Annotated in this window: 18 protein-coding genes; 8 read left to right on the forward strand and 10 right to left on the reverse strand. The window is 59.6% G+C overall.

The genetic code is table 11. The features are described from left to right. The first annotated feature begins 252 nt into the window (after positions 1–252). From lon to cmoB, 6 genes are all read left to right on the forward strand, one after another. The gene (gene lon, locus FHL16_RS22520) at positions 253–2670 is read left to right on the forward strand and encodes an endopeptidase La (RefSeq protein ID WP_010457788.1); all 2418 of its coding nucleotides are present in this window, start codon (positions 253–255) and stop codon (positions 2668–2670) included. 158 nt (positions 2671–2828) lie between these two features. Continuing rightward, positions 2829–3302 carry a hypothetical protein gene (locus FHL16_RS22525; RefSeq protein ID WP_077749324.1) on the forward strand — a complete coding sequence of 158 codons (474 nt, stop codon included), beginning with the start codon at positions 2829–2831 and terminating at the stop codon, positions 3300–3302. A gap of 127 nt (positions 3303–3429) precedes the next feature. Then, on the forward strand, positions 3430–3822 hold the full coding sequence (locus FHL16_RS22530) for a protease inhibitor I42 family protein (RefSeq protein ID WP_077749325.1): 393 nt from the start codon (positions 3430–3432) through the stop codon (positions 3820–3822). Positions 3823–3824: 2 nt separating this feature from the next. After that, a complete protein-coding gene (locus tag FHL16_RS22535) occupies positions 3825–4460 on the forward strand; it encodes a lysoplasmalogenase (RefSeq protein ID WP_042933023.1) in 636 nt (211 codons plus the stop codon). A gap of 43 nt (positions 4461–4503) precedes the next feature. Next, positions 4504–5283, forward strand: a complete 780-nt coding sequence (gene cmoA, locus FHL16_RS22540) for a carboxy-S-adenosyl-L-methionine synthase CmoA (RefSeq protein WP_154501569.1) — start codon at positions 4504–4506, stop codon at positions 5281–5283. Then, positions 5280–6236 carry a tRNA 5-methoxyuridine(34)/uridine 5-oxyacetic acid(34) synthase CmoB gene (gene cmoB / locus FHL16_RS22545; protein WP_010457799.1) on the forward strand — a complete coding sequence of 319 codons (957 nt, stop codon included), beginning with the start codon at positions 5280–5282 and terminating at the stop codon, positions 6234–6236. Before cmoA ends, cmoB begins: the two co-directional genes overlap by 4 nt. Positions 6237–6369: 133 nt before the next feature. Here cmoB and tadA read toward each other — a convergent pair whose 3' ends face one another. The 7 genes from tadA to treP form a co-directional block, all read right to left on the reverse strand. Next, positions 6370–6867 (reverse strand): tRNA adenosine(34) deaminase TadA, encoded by a 498-nt coding sequence (gene tadA / locus FHL16_RS22550; protein ID WP_077749326.1) that lies wholly within the window; start codon positions 6865–6867, stop codon positions 6370–6372. After that, on the reverse strand, positions 6867–8243 hold the full coding sequence (locus tag FHL16_RS22555; RefSeq protein ID WP_077749327.1) for a multicopper oxidase family protein: 1377 nt from the start codon (positions 8241–8243) through the stop codon (positions 6867–6869). The genes tadA and FHL16_RS22555 overlap by 1 nt, the downstream gene beginning before the upstream one ends. 123 nt (positions 8244–8366) lie before the next feature. Beyond that, a complete protein-coding gene (locus tag FHL16_RS22560) occupies positions 8367–8657 on the reverse strand; it encodes a PTS transporter subunit EIIB (RefSeq protein ID WP_010457805.1) in 291 nt (96 codons plus the stop codon). 2 nt (positions 8658–8659) lie between these two features. Further along, positions 8660–11194: a phosphoenolpyruvate--protein phosphotransferase gene (ptsP, locus tag FHL16_RS22565; protein ID WP_077749328.1), complete on the reverse strand. Its 2535-nt coding sequence runs from the start codon at positions 11192–11194 to the stop codon at positions 8660–8662. 62 nt (positions 11195–11256) lie between these two features. Further along, positions 11257–12492: a maltoporin gene (locus FHL16_RS22570; protein ID WP_371917159.1), complete on the reverse strand. Its 1236-nt coding sequence runs from the start codon at positions 12490–12492 to the stop codon at positions 11257–11259. 93 nt (positions 12493–12585) lie between these two features. Further along, positions 12586–14232 (reverse strand): alpha,alpha-phosphotrehalase, encoded by a 1647-nt coding sequence (treC, locus tag FHL16_RS22575; RefSeq protein WP_077749329.1) that lies wholly within the window; start codon positions 14230–14232, stop codon positions 12586–12588. 52 nt (positions 14233–14284) lie between these two features. Further along, a complete protein-coding gene (gene treP / locus FHL16_RS22580; RefSeq protein WP_010457812.1) occupies positions 14285–15727 on the reverse strand; it encodes a PTS system trehalose-specific EIIBC component in 1443 nt (480 codons plus the stop codon). Positions 15728–15963: 236 nt separating this feature from the next. Between treP and treR the strand changes: the two genes are divergently transcribed. Beyond that, entirely contained in the window at positions 15964–16668 is a 705-nt protein-coding gene (gene treR, locus FHL16_RS22585; RefSeq protein WP_010457814.1) for a trehalose operon repressor, read from the forward strand. Positions 16669–16767: 99 nt separating this feature from the next. Next, the gene (locus FHL16_RS22590; protein ID WP_077749330.1) at positions 16768–19827 is read left to right on the forward strand and encodes a membrane-targeted effector domain-containing toxin; all 3060 of its coding nucleotides are present in this window, start codon (positions 16768–16770) and stop codon (positions 19825–19827) included. A gap of 71 nt (positions 19828–19898) precedes the next feature. On the opposite strand, the gene guaA is transcribed toward FHL16_RS22590, so the two are convergent. The 3 genes from guaA to FHL16_RS22605 all read right to left on the reverse strand — a co-directional run bounded on the left by guaA (position 19899) and on the right by FHL16_RS22605 (position 23710). Beyond that, positions 19899–21476 carry a glutamine-hydrolyzing GMP synthase gene (gene guaA, locus FHL16_RS22595; RefSeq protein ID WP_010457818.1) on the reverse strand — a complete coding sequence of 526 codons (1578 nt, stop codon included), beginning with the start codon at positions 21474–21476 and terminating at the stop codon, positions 19899–19901. 98 nt (positions 21477–21574) lie between these two features. Beyond that, on the reverse strand, positions 21575–23044 hold the full coding sequence (guaB, locus tag FHL16_RS22600; protein WP_010457821.1) for an IMP dehydrogenase: 1470 nt from the start codon (positions 23042–23044) through the stop codon (positions 21575–21577). A gap of 117 nt (positions 23045–23161) precedes the next feature. Then, a complete protein-coding gene (locus tag FHL16_RS22605) occupies positions 23162–23710 on the reverse strand; it encodes a sugar ABC transporter ATPase (RefSeq protein WP_077749331.1) in 549 nt (182 codons plus the stop codon). Between the last annotated feature and the right edge of the window lie 159 nt (positions 23711–23869).

The following is a 23869-nucleotide window of genomic DNA, read 5'->3' on the forward strand; positions in this document are numbered from 1 at the left end:
GCTTGGGGCGAGACTTTTTGGTTCCTTTTGTGGCGTTTGACAAAAGGGACTCGCCGTAAGGGCGAAACCATAAGTGGCCGTTGCCGCAGAAACGGATATGTACCCAACCCCCAAGAACATGGTCGGCCCAAAGGCCGCCAAGTCAAAAGCACCTGTCCAAAACCTGAACATACACCCAGAAATATCCTGCCCCATTGAAACCACCCCCCACCTGCCCCATCTAAGACCCATACCCCATTGCGCAGGTGCCCCATGAGCGACCAGCAAGAATTCCCTGAAGACCCGAGCGAATACGCCGACCCAGAGAACGCCGAACACCATTCCACCGGCAAAGGCCTCGCCCTGCCCGGCCAGAACCTGCCGGACAAGGTCTACATCATCCCGATCCACAACCGCCCGTTCTTCCCGGCCCAAGTGCTGCCGGTCATCGTCAATGAAGAACCGTGGGCTGAAACGCTGGATCTTGTGAGTAAATCCGATCACCACTCCCTGGCCCTGTTCTACATGGACACGCCCCAGGAAGATCCGCGCCATTTCGACACCTCGGCCCTGCCGCTGTACGGCACTCTGGTCAAGGTGCACCACGCCAGTCGCGAAAACGGCAAACTGCAATTCGTCGCCCAAGGCCTGACCCGCGTGCGCATCCGCACCTGGCTCAAGCACCATCGCCCGCCGTATCTGGTGGAAGTCGAATACCCGCACCAGCCCACCGAGCCGACCGACGAGGTCAAGGCCTACGGCATGGCGCTGATCAATGCGATCAAGGAACTGCTGCCACTCAACCCGCTGTACAGCGAAGAGCTGAAAAACTACCTCAACCGCTTCAGCCCCAACGATCCGTCGCCGCTGACCGACTTCGCCGCCGCCCTGACCTCGGCCACCGGCAGCGAGCTGCAAGAAGTGCTCGACTGCGTGCCTATGCTCAAGCGCATGGAAAAAGTCCTGCCGATGCTGCGCAAGGAAGTCGAAGTTGCGCGGCTGCAGAAAGAGATTTCCGCCGAAGTTAACCGCAAGATCGGCGAGCATCAGCGCGAGTTCTTCCTCAAGGAACAACTCAAGGTCATCCAGCAAGAGCTGGGGCTGACCAAGGACGACCGCAGCGCCGACATCGAACAGTTCGAGCAGCGTCTGGAAGGCAAGGTGCTGTCGAGCCAAGCGCAGAAACGCATCGAAGAGGAAATGAACAAGCTGTCGATCCTCGAGACCGGTTCGCCGGAATACGCCGTCACCCGCAACTACCTCGACTGGGCGACTTCGGTGCCGTGGGGCGTGTACGGCGAGGACAAACTCGACCTCAAGCACGCGCGCAAGGTGCTGGACAAACACCACGCCGGCCTCGACGACATCAAGGACCGCATCCTCGAATTCCTTGCGGTCGGTGCTTATAAAGGCGAGATCAGCGGTTCCATCGTCTTGCTGGTCGGCCCGCCGGGCGTGGGTAAAACCAGTGTCGGCAAATCCATCGCCGAATCCCTCGGCCGGCCGTTCTACCGCTTCAGCCTCGGCGGCATGCGCGACGAAGCCGAGATCAAGGGCCACCGACGCACCTACATCGGCGCACAACCGGGCAAACTCGTGCAAGCGTTGAAAGACGTCGAAGTGATGAACCCGGTGATCATGCTCGACGAAATCGACAAGATGGGCCAAAGCTACCAGGGCGACCCGGCCTCGGCGCTGCTGGAAACGCTGGACCCGGAACAGAACGTCGAATTTCTCGACCACTATCTCGACCTGCGGATGGACCTGTCGAAAGTGCTGTTCATCTGCACCGCCAACACCCTGGATTCGATTCCCGGCCCATTGCTGGACCGGATGGAAGTGATTCGCCTGTCGGGTTACATCACCGAAGAAAAAATCGCCATCGCCAAGCGTCACCTGTGGCCCAAGCAGCTGGAAAAGGCCGGCGTGTCCAAAGGCAGCTTGAGCATCAGCGACAGCGCGCTCAAAGCCCTGATCGACGGTTATGCCCGTGAAGCCGGGGTGCGCCACTTGGAAAAACAGCTGGGCAAACTGGTGCGCAAAGCCGTGGTGAAGTTGATCGACGAGCCGAAAGCGGTGATCAAAATCGGGCCGAAAGACCTGGAAGCCTCGCTCGGCCATCCGGTGTTCCGCAACGAGCAAGTGCTGTCCGGCACCGGCGTGATCACCGGGCTGGCCTGGACCAGCATGGGCGGCGCAACATTGCCGATCGAAGCCACGCGCATCCACACGCTCAACCGTGGCTTCAAACTCACCGGGCAACTGGGCGACGTGATGAAAGAGTCGGCGGAAATCGCCTACAGCTATGTCAGCTCGAATCTGAAGTCGTTTGGCGGTGATCCGAAATTCTTCGACGAAGCCTTCGTCCACCTGCACGTCCCGGAAGGCGCCACCCCGAAAGACGGCCCGAGCGCCGGCGTGACCATGGCCAGCGCCCTGCTCTCGCTCGCCCGAAACCAGGCGCCGAAAAAAGGCATCGCCATGACCGGCGAACTCACGCTGACCGGGCATGTACTACCGATTGGCGGGGTGCGTGAGAAGGTGATTGCGGCGCGGCGCCAGAAAATCTTCGAATTGATCCTGCCGGAGCCGAACCGTGGCAGCTTTGACGAACTGCCGGACTATCTGAAGGAAGGGATTACCGTGCACTTTGCCAAGCGCTTTGCGGATGTGGCGAAGATTTTGTTCTGAATGAGTGTTCGCCATCATGCCTGCACTGCAGGTGTGCTGGCGAACCACTCTTATTCCTAATAAAGCTAAGTAACTGTCAGACATGACAGTTACCTCCTATTGAATTGCTCGCCAAACTTCCCACTCGAGAATGGCTCATCATCAAAAGGAATTAGCACATGACAGATAAAATCAGCCCCTCTACCGAAGAACTGTTCGCCTTGGATGGCAACATGAGGTTCATGGGGCCCGGTCGGCTTGAGTTCAGATCGAATGATCTGGAGATTCGACTTTTAATCCTGAACGAAACGACGATTGGTTTTTATCAGAACCGGAACCGTCCTGCCGAAAAGCACCTGTCGTTTACTTTCAGCAAAGACATTAAAAGTGGCACTCACGAACTTGCGCAAGCGGGCCCCTTCCTCGCGGCGAATTTCCATGAAGTGCTTAACAATCAACTGGGCATGCAATCCCCCGAGCATTACAAAGCAACCAAAGGCACGGTAAACCTGGTTCTTTTGGACAGCTCGCCTGATCAAACCAGTCATATTGTCACTGGTTTCAATCTAACTCTGGAATCGTCGACTACCGGTAAAAGCATTGATCTTTCCGGAGAATTTCAAAGCCACATGACTTACACCACGGCGAAATAGGCCTGACTGCACCTCTACGGGCGCTGAACAGGTACCAGAAGATCGCGCCCGTAGTCCCTTCCGTCACAATTTGTCTCATCTTCAGTTATGCTCGCCGTTCGTCGTGAATGCCGGAGCCACTGAACTTATGTCCCCCACTCGCCTGTTTGTCCCTCTCGCCCTCACCTTGCTGGCCGCTTGCGCCACGCAACCGAAACAGAACGTGACCGTGGAAAAACAAGGCGAATGCCCGGTGCAAATGCGCAATGGACAAAACCTCATCCTGACCCTGCCAAGCAACCCGACCACGGGTTATCGCTGGTCGATCCAGGATTCGGCTGGTGGCGTGCTGCATGCGCTCAGCCCCGAGGTGTACAGCAACCCTGAAGACGCCGGGATCGTCGGCAGCGCCGGGATTTCGACCTGGCGCTTCCAGGCATTTGCCACCGGTACAGGCCGCTTGCGCCTGACCTATTCACAGCCATGGGCCCCGGAAGTGCCGGCCGTGAAAACCTTCGATTGCGCGATTGCGGTCAACTGATCGTGGGCTGGCTGATTCTGGCGCTGATGGGCGCAGTGACCTTTCTGTATGGCTTGAGCGTGCACGCTGCGCTGCTGTGCCTGCTGGTCAAACCGTTGCCGGTCTTGGCGCTGCTCGGTTGGCTGCACGACGCACCGCCCACTGAGTATCGGCGCTGGATCAGCCTTGGATTGATTTTCTCCCTGCTCGGCGATGTGTTGCTGGCGTGGCCGGGGGATTTGTTTGTGTTTGGCCTTGGGGCATTTCTGGTCGCCCACCTGGCGTATCTGAAAGCTTACTTGAGCGATTGCCGGCGGTTGGCGTTGTTGCCATTGGTGATTGCCTTGGGGGTTGGCGCGGTGCTGCTGGGGATTTTGATTTCCCACGGGCTGGGCCCACTGTTGATTCCGGTGATCGTCTACGGTTTGGCCATCAGTGCGATGCTCTGGCGGGCGCTGGCCCGGCTCGGGACCGACGTGCCAAAACGCTCGGCGCTGCTGGCGGCGGGTGGCGCGGTGGCGTTTGTGTTTTCCGATAGCGTGATTGGCATCAGTCGCTTTGCTGTGCCATTCAATGCGGCGCCCTACGTGATCATTCTCAGTTACTGGCTGGGGCAATGGGGGATTGCGGCGTCTGCGTTTGGACCGAAACCGCGTTGAATTCGTCAGACAACCCGCGCATCCCCCCGTCAATTTGGCTAAAATGCCGGCCTTTTCCACCTACGCCGCTGGAACCGCCGTGAGCAAAGAACCCGATCGCCTTTTCGCCCAGCCTTTGGCCCAGGTGCCCGACTTCGCCTTTAACGAGGACGTGGTGCGGGTGTTCCCGGACATGATCAAGCGCTCGGTGCCGGGTTATCCGACCATCGTCGAGAACCTCGGCGTGCTCGCCGCGCAATTCGCCCAGCCCAATAGCGTGCTCTACGACCTCGGCTCGTCCCTGGGCGCCGTGACTCAAGCATTGCGCCGCCACGTGCGCACCGACGGTTGCCGCGTGATCGCTGTGGATAACTCCGCCGCGATGGTCGAGCGCTGCCGTGAATACCTCAACGGTCAAGACTCGATGTTCCAGGAGTTGCTGCCCGTGGAAGTGATCGAAGGTGACATCCTCGCCCTCGAATTCCAGCCCGCCTCGGTGGTGGCACTGAACTTCACCCTGCAATTCATCGCCCCGGACCAGCGCACCGCGTTGCTTTCGCGCATCCGCCAATCGCTGCTGCCTGGCGGTGCGTTGATCCTGTCGGAGAAGCTGCGCTTCAACGACCTCGAAGAACATGCGTTGCTCACTGATTTGCACGTCGCGTTCAAACGCGCCAACGGCTACAGCGAACTGGAAATCGCCCAGAAGCGCAGCGCCATCGAAAACGTCATGAAGCCCGACAGCCTCGAAGAACACCGCGAGCGCCTGTTGGCGGCCGGGTTCTCGAAAGTCGTGCCGTGGTTCCAGTGTCTTAACTTTGCTTCGTTGATTGCCTTGCCATGATTGATCTGTCCCCCCTCGCCCGCCGTCTGGCCGGCACGCCGCTGGCCGAATGGGCCAACACCCTGCAAGCGCAACTCGACAAGAAAATGGAAAAGGGCCACGGCGACCTGGAGCGCTGGCAAAGTGCGCTGGATGCGTTGCCGAAGATTCAGCCGAGTGAAGTCGACTTGTTGAACGGTCTGACACTGGACACCGATTGCGACCCTGAGACCCGCGCGCAAATGCGCACCGCGTTGATGGGGTTGTCGCCATGGCGCAAAGGACCGTTTGATCTGTTTGGTGTGCACGTCGACACGGAATGGCGTTCGGACTGGAAATGGTCGCGGGTCGCGCCGCACCTGGACCTCAAGGGCAAACGCATCCTCGATGTGGGTTGCGGCAATGGTTACTACATGTGGCGCATGCTCGGTGCTGGCGCCGACAGTGTGATCGGTGTCGACCCGAACTGGCTGTTCTTCTGCCAGTTCCAGGCGGTGCAGCGTTACTTGTCAGAACCCAATGCCTGGCACCTGCCGTTCCCTTTCGAAGACCTGCCACCGAACATGGAAGGCTTCGACACGGTATTTTCCATGGGCGTGTTCTACCACCGTCGTTCGCCGATCGAGCATTTGCTGGCGCTGAAGGATTGCCTGGTCAAGGGCGGCGAGTTGGTGCTGGAGACGTTGGTGATCGAAGGCGATCAACAGCAGGTGCTGGTGCCGGAAGACCGTTATGCGCAGATGCGCAACGTGTGGTTCCTGCCGTCGGTGCCGGCGCTGGAGTTGTGGTTGCGACGTGCCGGGTTTACGGACGTTCGCTGTGTCGACGTGAGCGTGACCACGGTCGAGGAACAGCGCGGGACGGAGTGGATGAAGTATCAGTCGCTGAGTGACTTCCTGGATCCGGACGATCACAGCAAAACGATTGAAGGACTGCCGGCGCCGATGCGTGCCGTCATCGTGGCCCGTAAGTAACCCCCCGCGATCTCACCACCAATGGAGATCAACTGTGGGAGCGAGCCTGCTCGCGAAGACGGCGGCACATCCAGCATTGATGTGACTGACATACCGCTTTCGCGAGCAGGCTCGCTCCCACAAGGACCGGTGTTTATTCCGTGGGCTTTGCGCGTCTAGCCTTGAAAAACTCGCTGAGTACCGCCCCGCATTCCTCCGCCAACACCCCGCCTTCAAACAACACCCGGTGGTTCAAGAAGCCCTGGGTAAAAAACTGCCCCTGACTCTGCACAATCCCGGCCTTGGGCTCCAGCGCGCCATACACCACCCGCGCAATCCGTGAATGCACGATCAGCCCTGCGCACATGCTGCACGGTTCAAGGGTTACGTACAGCGTGCTGCCTGGCAGACGATAGTTGCTGGCGGCCAAGGCTGCGGCGCGGATTGCGACCATTTCGGCGTGGGCACTCGGGTCGTTGCCGCTGATCGGGCAATTGAAGCCGCGACCGATGATTTCGCCGTTCTGCACCAACACCGCGCCCACGGGCACCTCACCCAGCGCCGCGCCTTGTGCGGCCAAGGCCAGGGCTTCGCGCATGAAGTCGCGGTCACGGCTGCGGTCGATGATCGCGGCGGGACGTATCTGACGCATCAAGCCACCTCGATAGCGGCCATCAGGCCGGTTTCCATGTGATCGATCACATGGCAATGGAACATCCACACGCCGGGGTTATCCGCCACCAGCGCCACTCGTGCGCGCTCGTTCTTGCCCAACAGGTAGGTGTCGGTGAAGTACGGGATCACCTTGTGCCGGTTCGAGGCGATGACCTTGAAGCTCATGCCGTGCAGGTGAATCGGGTGCTGATACTGAGTCATGTTCTTCAATTCGAAAATGTAGCTCTTGCCCTTTTCGAGCTTGGCAATCGGGCGGTCGGCGCAGGTCTTGTCCGTGATGTCCCAGGCCTTGCCGTTAATCTGCCACAGGCTCGGCGGCTTGCCGTTGTCGACGTTGACCGACACCGAGCCCACCCATTCGAAATTGAAGTTGAGTTTCTCGGCATTGGCCAGGTCGGGCTCGGCCACCGGGTTGGCCGGCAGGGCAGCGGGCCATTCGGTGGGTGCATCGGTGTTGGCCACCGAGCGCAACGTGCCCAGGCGAACCGGGCCGTTGCGCAGGGACAGTTCTTCACCGGCGGGCGGCGCCTTGATCGCCAGGCAGATACGCATGCCCGGGCCGAGCCAGTATTCCTTGCCCAGCGGGCGCGGCTCCACCGGATTGCCATCCAGCGCGTAGATCTGCGCTTCGACGCCAGGAATATTGAGGCGATAGGTCAGGGTGTTATCGAGGTTGAGCAGGCGCACGCGGGTGATTTGCCCGGCGGGCAAGTCGATCACCGCTTGCGAGACACCGTTGATGGTCGACAGCCGTCCCGCCGTGCCACCCCGGGCGGCTTCGCGAGGAATGCTGAAGGCCACGAAAGCCCCCTCTTCATCGACGTGCCAGCTCTTGAGGCTCAGGGTTTTTTCGTATTTGAAACCGGTGGGCTGACGCTCTTCGACGATCAGCGGGCCGACGAGGCCGCGGCCGAGCTCTTCGCTGCTGTTCACGTGCGGGTGATACCAGTAACTGCCCGCGTCTGGCACACGGAACTTGTAGTCGAAGTACTCCCCAGGCAGCACCGGCAATTGCGAAACGTACGGGACACCGTCCATTTCCAGCGGCAGGCGGATGCCGTGCCAGTGAATGGTGGTCGCCACCGGCAGATGGTTGATGAAACGCACCCGCAACCATTCACCCTGACGAACCCGCAACTCGGTGCCCGGTGCCGAAGGGCCGAACGCCCAGGCTTCGGTCTTGTGCCCGGCGACCAGTTCGACGTCCAGCGGTGCGGCGATCAGCTCATAGTCATGACCGGCGTCAGCATCAGCCATCTTGCCCAGCCAGTACCGCGACGCGCCCCCCGCTCCGACACCAACGACAACAAGACCGGCCAGGCCACCGAGGATTTGGCGACGGGTAAAGGACATGAACTCAACTACCTCACGTATCAGCGACAGGCCCGAGGGCCTGTAAAAGGCGAATACGATACACCTGCGGATGAGAAACAGTAAGGGCGACCGAGGGCCGCACATCCCCCTGAAGGGAATCGGTTATGGCTGCAGGCCGGTAATCAGATGCACCACCCCGTCGTCCAGCATCATGACGCCCGGCACACCTGCCACACTCAATGCCTGCCGATCCATCCGCGCCACATCCCGCAACGCCACCCGGACCCGGGTCAACGCTACAGGCTGCTGAGACTTGAGGTTATCCACGCCACCCAGTGCGTCCACGACATTCGCTGGCAACCCGGACACCGGCTGAACAACTGCCTTCGGCTCCTCCGCCACCAGATCCGGCGTCAACGCTTTCCAGAACGCCCGCTGCATTTTCTCGAACATGTTCAGTTCTCCAGAACCAGTGAAGTATCGACCGTCGCCTCGTGATACAGGCGCAATGCCTCGCGTACCTGTCCGGCACTTTCCAGGCCCAGCACTTGCTGGGCGATGGCCTGACAGTCCATCAGGTCCAGCTCACGAACCGCTGCCTTGATCGACGGAATCAACGGCACACTCACCGACAGTTCATCCACCCCGAGCCCCAGCAACAGCGGAACGGCCAGCGTCTCGGAGGCCATCGCGCCACACACACCGACCCATTTGCCGTGGGCGTGCGCAGCCTTTACGGTGCTGGCAATCAAGCGCAGCACCGCCGGATGAAAGCTGTCGGCCTGACTGGCCAGCCGCGGGTGATCGCGGTCCATGGCCAGGGTGTATTGCGTGAGGTCGTTGGTGCCAATGGAAAAGAAATCCACCTCGGGTGCAAACAGGTCCGCCATCAGTGCCGCCGCCGGCACTTCGATCATGATGCCCAGCTTGGGCAGTTCCGTGAGGCCCAAAACCAGTGCCTCTTCTTCGAGCAGTTGCCGAGCCAGGCGCAACTCCGACAGCTGCGTAACCATCGGCAGCATGATGTGCAGGCGAGCGAGCCCGACACTGCCAAGGATGGCCTTGAACTGATCGCGCAACAGCTGCGGGCGCTCCAGGCACAAACGAATCCCGCGCATGCCGAGGAAGGGGTTGGTTTCGCTGTCCATCGGCACGTAGGCCAGCGGTTTGTCACCGCCGACGTCCAGGGTGCGCACCACCAGATTGCGCGTCGGCCCGAGTACTTTGGCGATGGCGTTGTAAGTAGACGCCTGCTCGTCATGGCTCGGCGCATGGTTGCGATCCAGATAGAGAAACTCCGAACGGAGCAAACCGACGCCCTCGCCTCCCAGTGCAACGGCCTGCTCGGCTTCGGCCAGCGAAGCGATGTTGGCCGTCACTTCAAAATGGTGACCGTCGCGGGTGCAGGCGGCCAGTGTTGCGTGCGCCAACTCATGCTGCCGGCGTTGCTGTTGAAGCTGGCGCTTGGCTTGCAGCTGTTCGATGGCCTGCAGATCCGGATCCAGCTGCAATTCGCCCTTGTCGGCATCGAGCAACACCTGGGTTCCATTGACCAGCGCCAGCACTTGTACCGACAGTCCGCAGATCGCCGGCAAACCGAACGCCCGGGCGAGGATCGCGACGTGGCTGGTGGCACCGCCACCCACCGTGGCGAAACCCAGTACCTTGCGGGTATCGAGCCCGGCGGTCTGCGACGGCGTCAGTTGTTCGGCGATCAGGATCGCGCCTTCAGGCAGCTCCATCACCTGATCCCGTACGCCGAGGATCTGCTTGAGCACCCGCTGGCTCACATCGGCGAGGTCCGCCGCCCGCTCCGCGAGCAGGGCGTTACCCAGGCTCTTGAACAAGGTGGCTGCTGACTCGGTGGCCGAGCGCCAAGCAAACCCGGCGCTTTTGCCTTCATCGATCAGTACGTGAGCCACTTCCAGCAAACCAGGGTCTTCGAGCAGCTCCTGATGCGCCTTGAAAATGTCGGCCTGCGCGTCGCTCTTGGCGTTGTCACGCAGCTGTTGCAGGGCCACCAGTGCTTCGGCCAGGGCACGGGACAGATGATCGCGTTCCACCTGCGGTGTTGAGCCGAGTTCATTCACTTCCAGGTTTTGTTCGGCGATCTGTACCACTTGGCCAAACGCCGACCCGGGTGATGCACAAACCCCGCGCAGCACCGTCAGCGATGAAGCCTCGACCGCACTCACCTCAACCTGCATCGGACCCGCGACCGCTTCACCGCATCCAGTCAGCAGCAGTTCGGCCAGCGTCTTGATCGCCGCTTCCGCATCCGGACCGGCCGCGCTGACTTGCATGACATCACCGTGCGCCGTCTGCAACGCCATGATCGCCACCAGGGATTTCGCGTTCGCAGTCTCCTGCTTTTTATGCAGGTAGATGCTCGCCGAAAAAGCTTTTGCCGCCTGGGCGAATACCGCGGCTGGACGGGCGTGCAAGCCGTTGAGGTTGGCCAGCGTCACCGGTTTTGAAAACAGCGCTTCTTCCGCTTCGGTTAGCGGCGTATCGCTTGTCTGCTCGACAAGGTTCAGGCTCAGCAGCGGATGGCCACTGTCTACCAGACCCGTTTCCGGCGCCAGCCAGGTGAACGGTTCTCCACTGACCACCAGCATCAACGTCAGCAGGCTGCGGGCATTCAATGCAACAAAATCGGCATCGAACTCGATCAGCGCCTGCCCAACGTCAACCTGCTGGCCTTCCTCCACCAGCCGCGTAAACCCGTTTCCGGCCAGGTTCACCGTGTCGAGGCCGATGTGCATCAACACCTGCACACCCTTTTCGTCAGTGATGCTGACGGCATGCCCACTGGCCTGCACATTGCTGACAACCCCGGCCAGCGGCGCGCACAAGGTCGTTGAAGTCGGGTCGATGCACAGCCCGTCGCCGATGACCCGGCTGGAAAACACCGGGTCGGGCACGAGGTCCAGCGGCACCAATACGCCTGACAGGGGGGCGTGCAGTTGCAATTGTTGGGGTGTGGCCATGACGTCACCTGCTGTTTTGTTCTTTGAAGTGCCGATGGAGCGCGAGGCTCCGACAGCATCGCTTATTTCCACCAATACTCGACCTGCAATCCGACATTCGCACCGTGCCGCGCCGTGCCGAAGGCGCCGGTATCGGACAATGCCGAGCCCGCCGCCAGTTCATTGGCTGCCCGTTTGGCCGCCTCGTTCCAGCTGGCATAGGTGTAATACAGACGCACTTCGGGCCGCGCCCAGAATTCCGGACCTTTGGGCGACCATGTCGGGGCGAAGGTGAACTTGCTCAGCTTGCGCGTGCCGCCCGCAGCTTCGACCTGATCGTGGCCCAGTTCGGTCACCAGTTTGAACTGCTCGGTGATCGCGTACGCCGGACGAATTCCCAGGGAAATCCAGTTCTGATCGGCCCCGTCCGGGCGAATATCCTTCTGGTAAACCGCCTCGACTTGTCCGCCAAACCGTGGCGTCACTTGCCAGTCGAAGAACTCCACCACCCGGTAGCTTTTGTTGCTGTCGTCCAGCTTTACGTTGCCGGTATAGCCCAGCCCGGTGCCGGGGCCTTCGCCGTACTGGAAGGCCAGTTTGTTCTTGCCGCCCAGAAAACCTTTTTGCACATGCTGTGCGGTGATTGCCCAGCCGCGGTGTGCGTCGCGGCTGTCGGGTTTGTCTATGTAGCTCAGTCCGAGTTCCAGTTCACCGCCGGGGTTGGTGTGGAAACCGGCGACGTTGAAATCGTGACGGTTGATGTAGTCCTTCTGATACAGGTTGTCCTTGCGCGAGAAGGCATAGCTGTATTTCAGATCGCCGATCAGCACATCCTCGATACCACCGCCCGTGGCGCTCTGGTTCCAGTAGTAGAAGTCGGAGATGTGGATGTCGTTTCGCTTGTAGTAACGCCGACCGGCCCAAAGCGAACCGCCGTTGAGGCTCGGCATGTTCGACCACTGCGCGTACAACTGCGGCATGCGCACCGAGCCATTGTCGCCATTGAACGTCAGGTCCTTGTCGTACTGGTTATACAGAGAAGCCATGCCGTCGACGCTCAGCACCGAACCATCGTCCAGGGTGTACAGGTCCTGGCGAAGCTCAAGCTCACCGTATTGCTCACACTCGTTGCCCAAGCGGTATTTGGTCTGCGCGCCGGGCAGTTGGAAACACTGTTGTTTTCCACTGTTGACCGATGTCCCGACGCCGCTGCGCACGTAGCCGCCGAACTCCAGGGCCTGCGCTGATAACGGCAACGCCAGGCATAAGCTCGCGGCAGCAAGGCTGCAATTTAGTGTTTTTTTCAAGAACCACCCCATTATTTTTATTGTGTTGTTCCGCAAATTCGGCGCGCAAAACTCCCCCGCGCAGCGCTCTGCGTGTTTTTTAAAGTCGGTGTTTTTAGTGGTCGATCAGTCGGTCAGGTGCAAAACGAACGACTCATAGGGCCTTAAAGAAATCTGCCGGTTTCGCGGCGGACAGTTCGGGTAATTGCTGATGACCAGGCGTTGAGTCATGGCTTCGCTGATCACGTCATCGGGCAGCTCGACGTCGCACGGCGTGCCATAGAAGTTGTTCAGTACCAGCAAACGCTCGCCTTGACCTTCACGCACATACGCCCAGATTTGCGGGTGCTCCGGCAACAATTGCCGATAGACGCCATCGGAAATCAGCGCTTCGCTACGGCGCAGGGCAATCAACTGACGGTAGTGATGCAGCACGGAGTCCGGGTCTTCGAGCTGGGTGGCGACGTTGATCTGCGTCGCGTTGGCCGGCACGCCAATCCAGGGTTCTGCGGCGCTGAATCCTGCGTTCGGCTCGGTGTTCCAGTGCATCGGCGTACGGCCGTTGTCCCGGGATTTCTGCATGATCGCCGCCATGTTGTCGGCATCACTTGCACCAGCCTCCCGCTTGAAGCGAAAGATGTTGAGCGTCTCGACATCGCGGTACTGATCGATGTGATCAAACCCCGGATTGGTCATGCCCAGTTCTTCGCCCTGATACACAAATGGTGTGCCCTGAAGGAAGTGCAGCGCGGTGCCGAGCATCTTCGCCGAGATCACCCGAAACTCGCCGTCGTTGCCGAAACGCGACACCACCCGTGGCTGGTCGTGGTTACACCAGAACAACGCGTTCCAGCCACCGCCGGCCTGCATGCCGGTCTGCCAGTCCGAGAGAATGCGCTTGAGTTCGAGGAAGTCGAAGTCGGCGCGAATCCACTTCTGCAGGTTCGGGTAATCGACCTTCAGGTGATGAAAGTTGAACGTCATCGACAGTTCTTTCGACTCTGGCTTCGAGTAGCGAATGCAGTGTTCCAGGCTGGTGGACGACATCTCGCCGACGTTGATCAGGTCGTGACCTTCGAAGACTTCGCGGTGCATTTGCTGCAAGTATTCATGCACGTTCGGGCCGTCGGTGTAGAAGCGTCGGCCGTCGGTGTTGTCTTCTGGAAAGTCCGAAGGTTTGGAGATCAGGTTGATCACATCCAGACGGAAACCGCCCACGCCTTTATCGCGCCAGAAACGCATCATCTTGAAGACTTCGGCGCGCACCTTCGGGTTGTCCCAATTCAGGTCGGCCTGGGTGTGATCGAACAGGTGCAGGAAGTACTGACCGGTCTGCGCTTCGTATTCCCAGGCCGAACCACCGAACTTGGATTCCCAGTTGTTCGGCTGATCGCGCCAGATGTAAAAGTCGCGGTACGGGTTGTCGAGGCTGCTACGGGCCTGCTGGAACCAGGCGTGTTCGATCGAGGTGTGGTTGACCACGATATCGAGCATCAGCTTGATCCCGCGCTTGCCCGCCTCGGCAATCAGCAACTCACAATCGGCCATGGTCCCGTAGCTCGGGTCGATGGCGTAGTAATCGCTGATGTCGTAACCGTTGTCGCGCTGGGGCGAACGCAGGAACGGCGTGATCCACAGGCAGTCGACACCCAGCCAGTGCAGGTAATCGAGCTTGGCCACGACGCCGAGCAAATCCCCCGTGGGGTTGCCGGCGTGGCTGTGAAAACTCTTCGGGTAGATCTGATAGATCACCGAACGTTGCCAGTCTTGCATGGCGCTATTCCTTCAATAATTTTGTCCAGGCCTTGCTCGGGAATCCGGTCTGTCAGGCAACCCGATACCCTGGCCGGATAATCTTCATGCTCAACCCACAGGTCAGAACAAACGGCACGACCATCGCAATCACCATTCCAATCACAAACATCGGAATGAACTGCGGAATGATCGAGATGAAACCGGGCAAGCCACCCACACCGATGGCCGAGGCCTGGACCTTGTTCAGCGACAGGAAGATGCAACCCAGGGCCGAGCCGCAAAGGGCCGCATAGAACGGAAACTTGTAGCGCAGGTTGACCCCGAACATGGCCGGTTCGGTGATGCCGAAATAGGCGGAAATCGCCGAGGTCGAGGCCATGCTTTTGTCGCGGACACTGCGGGTCATGTAGAACACCGCCAGTGCCGCGCTGCCCTGGGCGAGGTTGGACATGACGATCATCGGCCAGATGAACGTGCCGCCCTGGGTGGAGATCAGTTGCAAGTCGACCGCGAGGAACATGTGGTGCATGCCGGTGATCACCAGCGGCGCGTAGAGCAGCCCGAAAATCGCCCCGCCGACCATCGGCGCGAGGTCAAACAGCATGACCACGCCTTCGGTGATGAGAATCCCAAGATGCCGGGTCACCGGGCCGATCACGGCCAGTGCCAATACACCGGTGACCACGATGGTGGTAATCGGCACCACCAGCAATTGCACGGCGTTCGGCACCCGCGCCCGCAGCCATTTTTCGATGACGCTCATGACATAGGCCGCCAGCAGGATCGGCAGGATTTGGCCCTGGTAACCGACCTTCTCGATCTGGAACAGCCCGAGGATGTCGAAGTACGGCAGGCTTTGCCCGTCCAGCCCGGCCACCGCTTTGCCGTAGTTCCAGGCGTTGAGCAGGTCCGGGTGAACCAGCATCAGGCCGAGCACGATGCCGAGAATTTCGCTGCCACCAAACCGCTTGGCCGCCGACCAGCCCACCAGTGCCGGCAAGAACACAAACGAGGTGTTGGCCATCAGGTTGATCAGGCTCCAGAGCCCGTCGAGTTTCGGGTAGGCATCCAGCAGGGTCTGGCCTTCGAGGAACATCCCCTTGGCGCCGATCAGGTTGTTGATGCCCATCAACAGCCCCGCAATGATCAACGCCGGCAGGATCGGCATGAACACGTCGGAAAACACCCGCACAAGACGCTGCATCGCGTTTATCTTGTCGGCGCTTTTTTGTTTAACGTCGGCGATGGTTGAGGCGGCGAGACCGGTTTGACGGCGCAGTTCGGCGTACACCTTTTCAACCTCGCCGGGGCCGATGACCACCTGGAACAGACCACCGGTGAAGAATGAGCCTTTCACCAGGTCAATCTGATTCAGCGTGGCGCTGTCGACCAGGCTCGGGTCCTTGAGGGCCAGGCGCAGACGTGTGACGCAGTGCGCGGCCTGCTCGAGGTTGTCGCTCCCACCGAGGCTTTGCAGCAGCTCGCTGGCGATGTTCGGATAGTCGTGGCTCATGCTTTTCTTCCGCTGTAGTTTTTTGTTTTTGGCAGCACGCCGAAGCGAAAAGTACTCGTCTGTACGAGTTAAAGCAACAACTCGTACAGACGAGTTTGATTTTGTTTACTACGACCCCGTCAATCGGCGACTTTTCCTACCTCCCGAAACGATGAAACCCAAAGCCGCATGGACAAACCCCTACCCTGCCCTTAAGGTTCGAAACCTTGAGTACATCGCGGCACAGAGCCATCCCCATGAGTAAATACAACCAGATCTACAGCGATCTGCTTGCCAGCATCACGACCGAACGTCTGGAACGCGGCGCCCGGTTGCCTTCCGAAACCGAATTGATGGACACCTATCAGGCCAGCCGCGGCACCGTGCGCAAGGCCATCGAGCAATTGCAGGAGCGCGGTTTCGCCCAGAAAGTCCACGGTAAAGGCACTTTCGTGTTGTCGACCAACCCGATCGAATTCCAGTTGGGCGGCATCGTCAGCTTCCAGGAGACCTATCCGCGACTGGGCAATGACGTCAGCACCGAGGTGGTCGAATTCACCCAAATCCCCCTCGAAGGCCCGCTGCTCGACCACATCAAAGCTGAAGAAGGCAGCCTGATCACGCGGATCAAGCGCGTGCGGCGGATTGACGGCAAACGCGTGATCCTCGACATCAACCATTTCGTCAGCGACGTGATTCCCGGCCTGAACCGCGACATCGCCGAGCAGTCGATCTACGCCTTCATCGAACAGACCCTGCAGCTGCAAATCGCCTACGCCCAGCGCACCATCGAAGCGGTCCCTCGAAGCAAGGACGACCAACACCACCTGGACCTCGACGGCCAGAGTCATGTGATCGTGGTCAGCAACCAGACGTTCCTGCAGGACGGTCGCCAATTCGAATACACCGAATCACGGCATACCCTCGACAAGTTCTACTTTTCGGATGTGGCACGGCGCTGACCCTACACGGTCACGAAAGGCATGTGGGCATAACTATGTAGTGCACTTGCCTTGAGCAAACGGGTCATCCTCACGGCCCATTTCTCAAGGAGCGAGATCATGCCTGCCGATCAAAGTACTGAAGCGTTACCCAATGCTGCCGACAGGGAGCAGCTGAAAACGATTGCCCCCGTCGTTGTCACAGCCTGTCCGGGGTTGAAGGAAGAAGCCCACGCGGTCGCCAGTGAAATCCTGAAAAAACACGGCATCACCGACAAGGACCCTGACCAGGTCTGGTGGCATCGGTTCGATAACGTCTCGGCCAGCAGCACCAAGGCCTTTCTGAGTTGGGAACACGCCCCCAAACCCTGTGAATCACTGACCCTGACGCAACTGGTGATCCAGGGATATCGCGTGACCGATCAAGACGACGCCCTCGAACTGAACAGTAACGGCGGGTTTTACACTGAAGACGCAAACGCCAGCATTTTCAATGAAACCAACGAGGTGCGGATGTACCCCAGCAAGGTCCTCACAGACCTGTGGGAGATGAACCTCAGTGAACGCTACCTCAATAAGCTGAACGCTTTCTGGACCACGCATTTCGATGACTTCCGGAGCCTGGCCAAATCCAGCTACCTCAGCAAAGCGGTCGAGGCGCGGCAAAACGGTCAGCTGGAAGAGGACGATTTCCAGACCGTCGTAAGGGCCGTTGTCGCTGACGCAGCCTGGCCGATTACCCTGGCGACGCTGCAATCCCAAACCACGGCGCCTGCGGATCTTCGTGTCTGCGCCCTGGATGTCGCAGGGCACGTCGCCACCGATATTCTGCGCATCGTTGACCGCAACGGCCGACAGATCACTTATGTTCCCGGCGCCGCACAGGCCTTCCACGTGCATCCCACACAAACGGACATGCACTGGTGGATGTTGCTGCAAATGAATGAGGCGCAGCCGCGCACCGAGTTCATGACCCATTTCCCGCTGTCGGTTCGCAAAGCAGTCCATGACAACATCACTCCGCTGATGAACCAGCTGGTCGGTACCTGGGGAAAATACGACCATCACTTGATCAATCAGAAAAACATCACCATCAGTGGCGATGCCTTCACCTGGCAGAGCCGGGCAGTCCAGAGCACGATGCTGGAAGAGGCGGACCTGACGCTGGTGACCCACGGACAAATGCGCAAACAGCTCTGGCTGGGTTACCTGAGTGCCGGTCTGCATGTTTTCGGGCCCTTGGCGGTGATGGGCTGGCCAATCGCGCTGCCGGTGATCGGTGCCAGCCTCGCCGCGATGGGCTTGAACATCGACAAGGCGGTGAATGGCAAAACGGCGGCGCAGCGCAAGGCCGGCGTCATTGGCGCGGTGCTCGATGGCATCAATGCGCTGTTCAACATTCCGCTGCTCAAGGAAGTCAACGTATTGGAAGACGTCGGGGCTGCGGCCGAGGCGGCTGAAGCGACCGAGATGGCGGATTTGAACAAGACCCTCAATCCGGAAGAAAGCGTCGTCACGCAAGACCCTCTGGCGCCCGGAGAGTCAGAGGAAGGGCCTCTGCAACCGGGTGTGTTGCCGACCCTGCCCGAGGAAACCGCCGTAGCTTTTGAAGTGCCGGAGCACTACCAAAGCAATGAAATCCTCGAAAACTACCCGATGGCCACGAGCGGAAAATTCCAGGGTATCTATACGCTGGACTCAAACCCTTCCACCGCCATCATGATGAACGATCAGGCTTATTACGTGCGCTACGAAGCCGACATCAACGGTGGCGGTACGTGGGCGATCATCGACCCCAGTCATCCGCAGGCGTCCACGGGATCGATTCCCGTACGCCTGAATGACGAGGGCGAATGGGAGCTGGCACCCACAGCCGGATTGAAAGGCGGCGGCAAAGGCCTCAGCAAGCCTGCGCCCGTACCCGGTCCTTCCAGGCCGACGACTCACGCCCGGCCAAGGTCTGATTTTTCCAGTCATTTGACGCGATACGATGCACCGAATGGACGTTCGCTGAACTTCCTGGCCCTGGGAAAGCCGGAAACCCATATAAAAGTCGTGGCCATGCCTAACGGGTTCATCAGAGGAGTCTCCCCCTACGAAGAGTATGTCGCTGGCCGTCGAGCGGTGCTGATCAGGGATGCAATCGTATTCCAGACCCCGGAGGACTTTTTTGCCTCGTTGCCCGCCCGGCCGGTGCAGCCCGTGATCACACCCTCCACCACCGTGACGGAACTCATCGAGAACATTTTCAACACTGCGCCCGGCCTTGTCGTCGGTGAAAGTCAGGATCGCATTGCCAGCATGCGGTTCCTGATCGAGAACATGCAGACTCTGGCGAAACAAGGCGTCAAGACGATCTACATGCATCGCCTGCTCAACGACTTCAATCAGGTCGACCTGAACGAGTTCGCCGAAACCGGGGACATGCATGGGATGCTGGAGAAATACCTGCAGAAACTGCCAGGTGATCCTGCCGGACAGTACACCCCCCTTGAAGTCGTCAAAGCGGCCCAGCAGAACGGCATTCGAATCCAGGCCACCGATTGCCTGGCGAGTTATCGCTACACAGATTCAAACTTCCGTGCCATCTCACGACAATCCGTCAAGACCTACCTCACCCATACCATCATGCAGGCCACTCAAGCCCGCAATGGCGGCGGAAAATGGCTGGCGCTCACCGACCAGGAGAGTACAAACACATTCAGGGGGATGGCCGGCATCAGCGAAACGGAGGGAGGTATCGGACTACGCATCGAAGAAGTGGGCCCAGACCAGCCTATGCACCTGGGCATCGACCATGGCATCGAAGTCGGCCGTGATGTTTCGGAGGCCGGCGCTCAAATGCGCGGTGATTTCGACACCCTGTATGCCGACATCAGCTTGCAGATGCCGACTCCGGTCATTCAACGATCGTCTGAGCAAATCAATCAGCTGCTGTTCCGCCAGGGCATGTTCACCATTGAAAGGTCGGACGACGCGTTGACGCTGATCCATCGCAGCCGGTCGAATCAGATTGTGCGAACGATGATTGAGCGAACGGCGAATGGGGGCTTTCTGATCAACCGCCCTGCCTGGGCCGCCGTGCATCAGGTCACTTACGCGAATCTGATCAGCCTTGTCCACGCGCTCAATCGCATGGGCCTGATGCTTGAAGGGCGCCTGCCCACTGTAGCGGCCTGATCGCAAAAAGGCCCCGTGAACTCATGCTCACGGGGCCTTTCAGGTGTTACGGGCGATCAGTCAGACCGGGATCATTCCCACTCGATCGTCGCTGGCGGCTTGCTCGACACGTCGTAAGTCACGCGGGAGATGCCTTCGATTTCGTTGATGATCCGGCCGCTGACGGTTTCCAGCAGTTCGTAAGGCAGGTGTGCCCAACGCGCGGTCATGAAGTCGATGGTTTCCACTGCACGCAGGGCCACGACCCAGGCGTAACGACGGCCATCACCAACCACGCCAACCGATTTCACCGGCTGGAACACCACGAAGGCCTGGCTGACTTTGTGGTACCAGTCGGCTTTGCGCAGTTCTTCGATGAAGATGTGGTCGGCGCGACGCAACAGGTCGGCGTATTCCTTCTTCACTTCACCGAGGATGCGCACGCCCAGGCCCGGGCCCGGGAACGGGTGACGGTAGACCATGTCGTACGGCAGGCCGAGTTCCAGGCCCAGACGACGGACTTCGTCCTTGAACAGCTCGCGCAGGGGTTCAACCAGCTTGAGGTTCATTTCTTCCGGCAAGCCACCCACGTTGTGGTGCGACTTGATCACGTGGGCCTTGCCGCTTTTGGCGCCAGCCGACTCGATCACGTCCGGGTAGATGGTGCCTTGTGCGAGGTACTTGATGTTGTCCAGTTTGTTGGACTGGGCATCGAAGACGTCGATGAAGGTACGGCCGATGATCTTGCGCTTCTTCTCCGGGTCGGACTCGCCGGCCAGGTTGTTCAGGAACTGGTCTTCAGCGTTGGCGCGGATCACCTTGACGCCCATGTTTTCGGCGAACATGGCCATCACTTGCTCACCTTCGTGCAGACGCAGCAGGCCGTTGTCGACGAAGACGCAGGTCAGCTGGTCGCCGATGGCTTTGTGCAGCAGCGCGGCAACCACCGAGGAGTCAACGCCGCCGGACAGGCCGAGCAGCACGTTGTCAGTGCCAACCTGGGCGCGGATATTGGCGATGGCGTCTTCCGCAATCTTCGACGGCGTCCACAGGGCTTCACAGCCGCAGATGTCGAGGATGAAGCGCGACAGGATGCGACCGCCCTGCTTGGTGTGGGTCACTTCCGGGTGGAACTGCACGCCGTAGTAGCCACGAGCATCGTCGAACATGCCGGCAATCGGGCAGCTCGGGGTGCTGGCCAGGATGTGGAATTCCTGCGGCATCTTGGTGACCTTGTCACCATGGCTCATCCACACGTCGAGACCGAACAGGCCGTCAGCGTCGATGTGGTCTTCGATGCCGTCGAGCAGGCGGCTCTTGCCGACCACGTCGACACGGGCATAACCGAACTCACGCAGTTCGGAACCTTCAACCTTGCCACCCAGCTGTTCGGCCATGGTCTGCATGCCGTAGCAGATACCGAAGACCGGAACGCCCAGGTCGAACACCGCCTGCGGGCAGCGAGGGCTGTCGGCTTCGTGCACGGACTCGGGGCCGCCGGCGAGAATGACGCCTTTTGGAGCGAATTCGCGAATCGCGTCTTCATCCATATCGAACGGATGCAGTTCGCAGTACACGCCGATTTCGCGCACGCGGCGGGCAATCAGCTGGGTGTACTGGGAACCGAAATCGAGGATCAGGATGCGGTGAGCGTGAATGTCGAGGGCCATGATTCAGTCTCGTCTAGTAATTCAGAAACAGTCGTGATTCAGAAACAACTCGGGGCTGAATAAAACAGCCCCGGTTACTTAACGTTTTGCTTGAAGCCTCAACCTACGCGGTAGTTTGGCGCTTCTTTGGTGATCTGTACGTCGTGGACGTGGGACTCGGCCATGCCAGCGCCGGTGATCCGCACGAACTCAGGCTTGGTGCGCATTTCTTCGATGTCGGCACTGCCGGTGTAACCCATCGAGGAACGCAGGCCGCCCATCAGTTGATGGATGATGGCGCTCAGGCTGCCCTTGTAAGGAACACGCCCTTCGATGCCTTCCGGAACCAGTTTCTCGGCACCCGCGGAGGAGTCCTGGAAGTAACGGTCGGAGGAACCCTGGGCCTGGGACATGGCGCCCAGCGAACCCATGCCGCGGTATGCCTTGTACGAACGACCCTGGAACAGTTCGATCTCGCCCGGGGCTTCTTCAGTACCGGCGAACATCGAGCCCATCATCACGCAGGAAGCACCGGCCACGATGGCCTTGGACAGGTCACCGGAGAAGCGGATGCCGCCGTCGGCGATCAACGGAACGCCAGTGCCTTCAAGGGCAGCGGCGACGTTGGCGATGGCACTGATTTGCGGGACGCCGACACCGGCGACGATACGGGTGGTGCAGATCGAGCCAGGGCCGATACCGACCTTGACCGCATCAGCGCCGGCTTCGGCCAGGGCCTTGGCAGCAGCGCCGGTGGCGATGTTGCCGCCGATGACCTGCACTTCAGGGAAATTCTGTTTGACCCAGCGAACGCGGTCGATCACGCCTTTGGAGTGACCGTGTGCGGTGTCGACCACCACCACGTCAACGCCGGCATTGACCAGGGCAGCGACGCGGTCACCGGTGTCTTTACCGGTACCGACTGCTGCGCCAACACGCAGACGACCTTGATCGTCCTTGCTGGCCAGCGGGTACGCCTTGGCTTTTTCGATGTCGTTGACGGTCATCATGCCTTTGAGGGCAAATTTGTCGTCGACGATCAGCACGCGTTCGATGCGGTGTTTGTGCAACAGCTCGCGAACGTCGTTCTTGTCGGCGCCTTCCTTGACCGTGACCAGACGCTCTTTGGGCGTCATCACTTCGCGGACCGTGGCTTCCAGACGATTTTCGAAACGCACGTCACGGGAAGTGACGATGCCGACCAGGTCGCCATTGTGCAAAACCGGAACGCCGGAGATGTTGTGCAGACGGGTCAGTTCGAACAGTTCACGCACCGTGGCTTCAGCCTCGATGGTGATCGGGTCCTTGACCACGCCGGCCTCGTAACGCTTGACCTTGCGCACTTCGGCAGCTTGCTGCTCGATGGTCATGTTCTTGTGGATGATACCGATGCCACCTTCCTGAGCCATGGCGATTGCCAGACGGGCTTCAGTGACGGTGTCCATGGCGGCAGAAACCAGAGGAATATTCAGCTCGATGCCACGGGTAAGGCGGGTCTTGAGACTGACTTCGTTAGGAAGCACCTCGGAATAACCGGGCACTAGGAGAATGTCGTCGAATGTCAGAGCTTCTTGGCTGATACGCAGCATCGCGGGGGCTCCCGAGCGGGAAAATGGAAGCGCGCCATTATAGTCAGACACCCCCTCGTGTTCAATGTAAAACTCTTTCTATTATTAGCATTACTGATATACGGGGATTGTCGCTTCCTACAACTCGACTTTCACCCAACTGACGGGCTGATCCAGCCAATCGGCAAACTCATCGATAAAGCTCTGCTTGAACCCGGCCTCGGCCCAGTTGTTAAAGATGAACCCCAGGTTGGAAAAGCCGCATTCCTGCAGGAAAAGAAAGCCGTTGATGTCGTCTTCATGCCCGCATTCCGGGCAGGTGAAGTTATCGGTGCGCCCCGGCATCCAGTCTTCCAGGCTTTCGAACAGCGCTTCGCCGACTTCCTTGCGGCACTCGGCGCAACCCGCCTCTTCCAGGAACCCCTTGGCCGGCGTATAGATGCAGCGCTTGGTGATGATCTCCAGGCCATTGATCGGCTCGCCGAACGGCAGCGCTTGTGGGTGCAACACCACGGCGCGGGCACCGTCGGCGATGGCGTGGCCCATGCGGTTACCGGTACGGCCACACGTGGTCAGCTCTTCCTTGATGATGTTCTTGCGCACCAGCCAGCGCACGACCGCCCGGGCCCGGGGTTCGTGTACCGGCAGTGTGGAGATTTTCGGGACGATGATGCTTTGCGAATTCATGGTGCAAGCCTACTGCGTCAATTGGATGTTTCTGCGGTGTTCTTACTGACGCCTTCGCGGGCAAGCCTCGCTCCTACCGGAAAAGTTTGCGAACGACTGTAGGAGCGAGGCTTGCCCGCGAAGGCGTCGGAACGGCCGGCAGCTTAATCCCTGACGAAA

The organism is Pseudomonas sp. FSL W5-0299 (genome assembly GCF_005930655.1).
Taxonomy (GTDB): domain Bacteria; phylum Pseudomonadota; class Gammaproteobacteria; order Pseudomonadales; family Pseudomonadaceae; genus Aquipseudomonas; species Aquipseudomonas mandelii.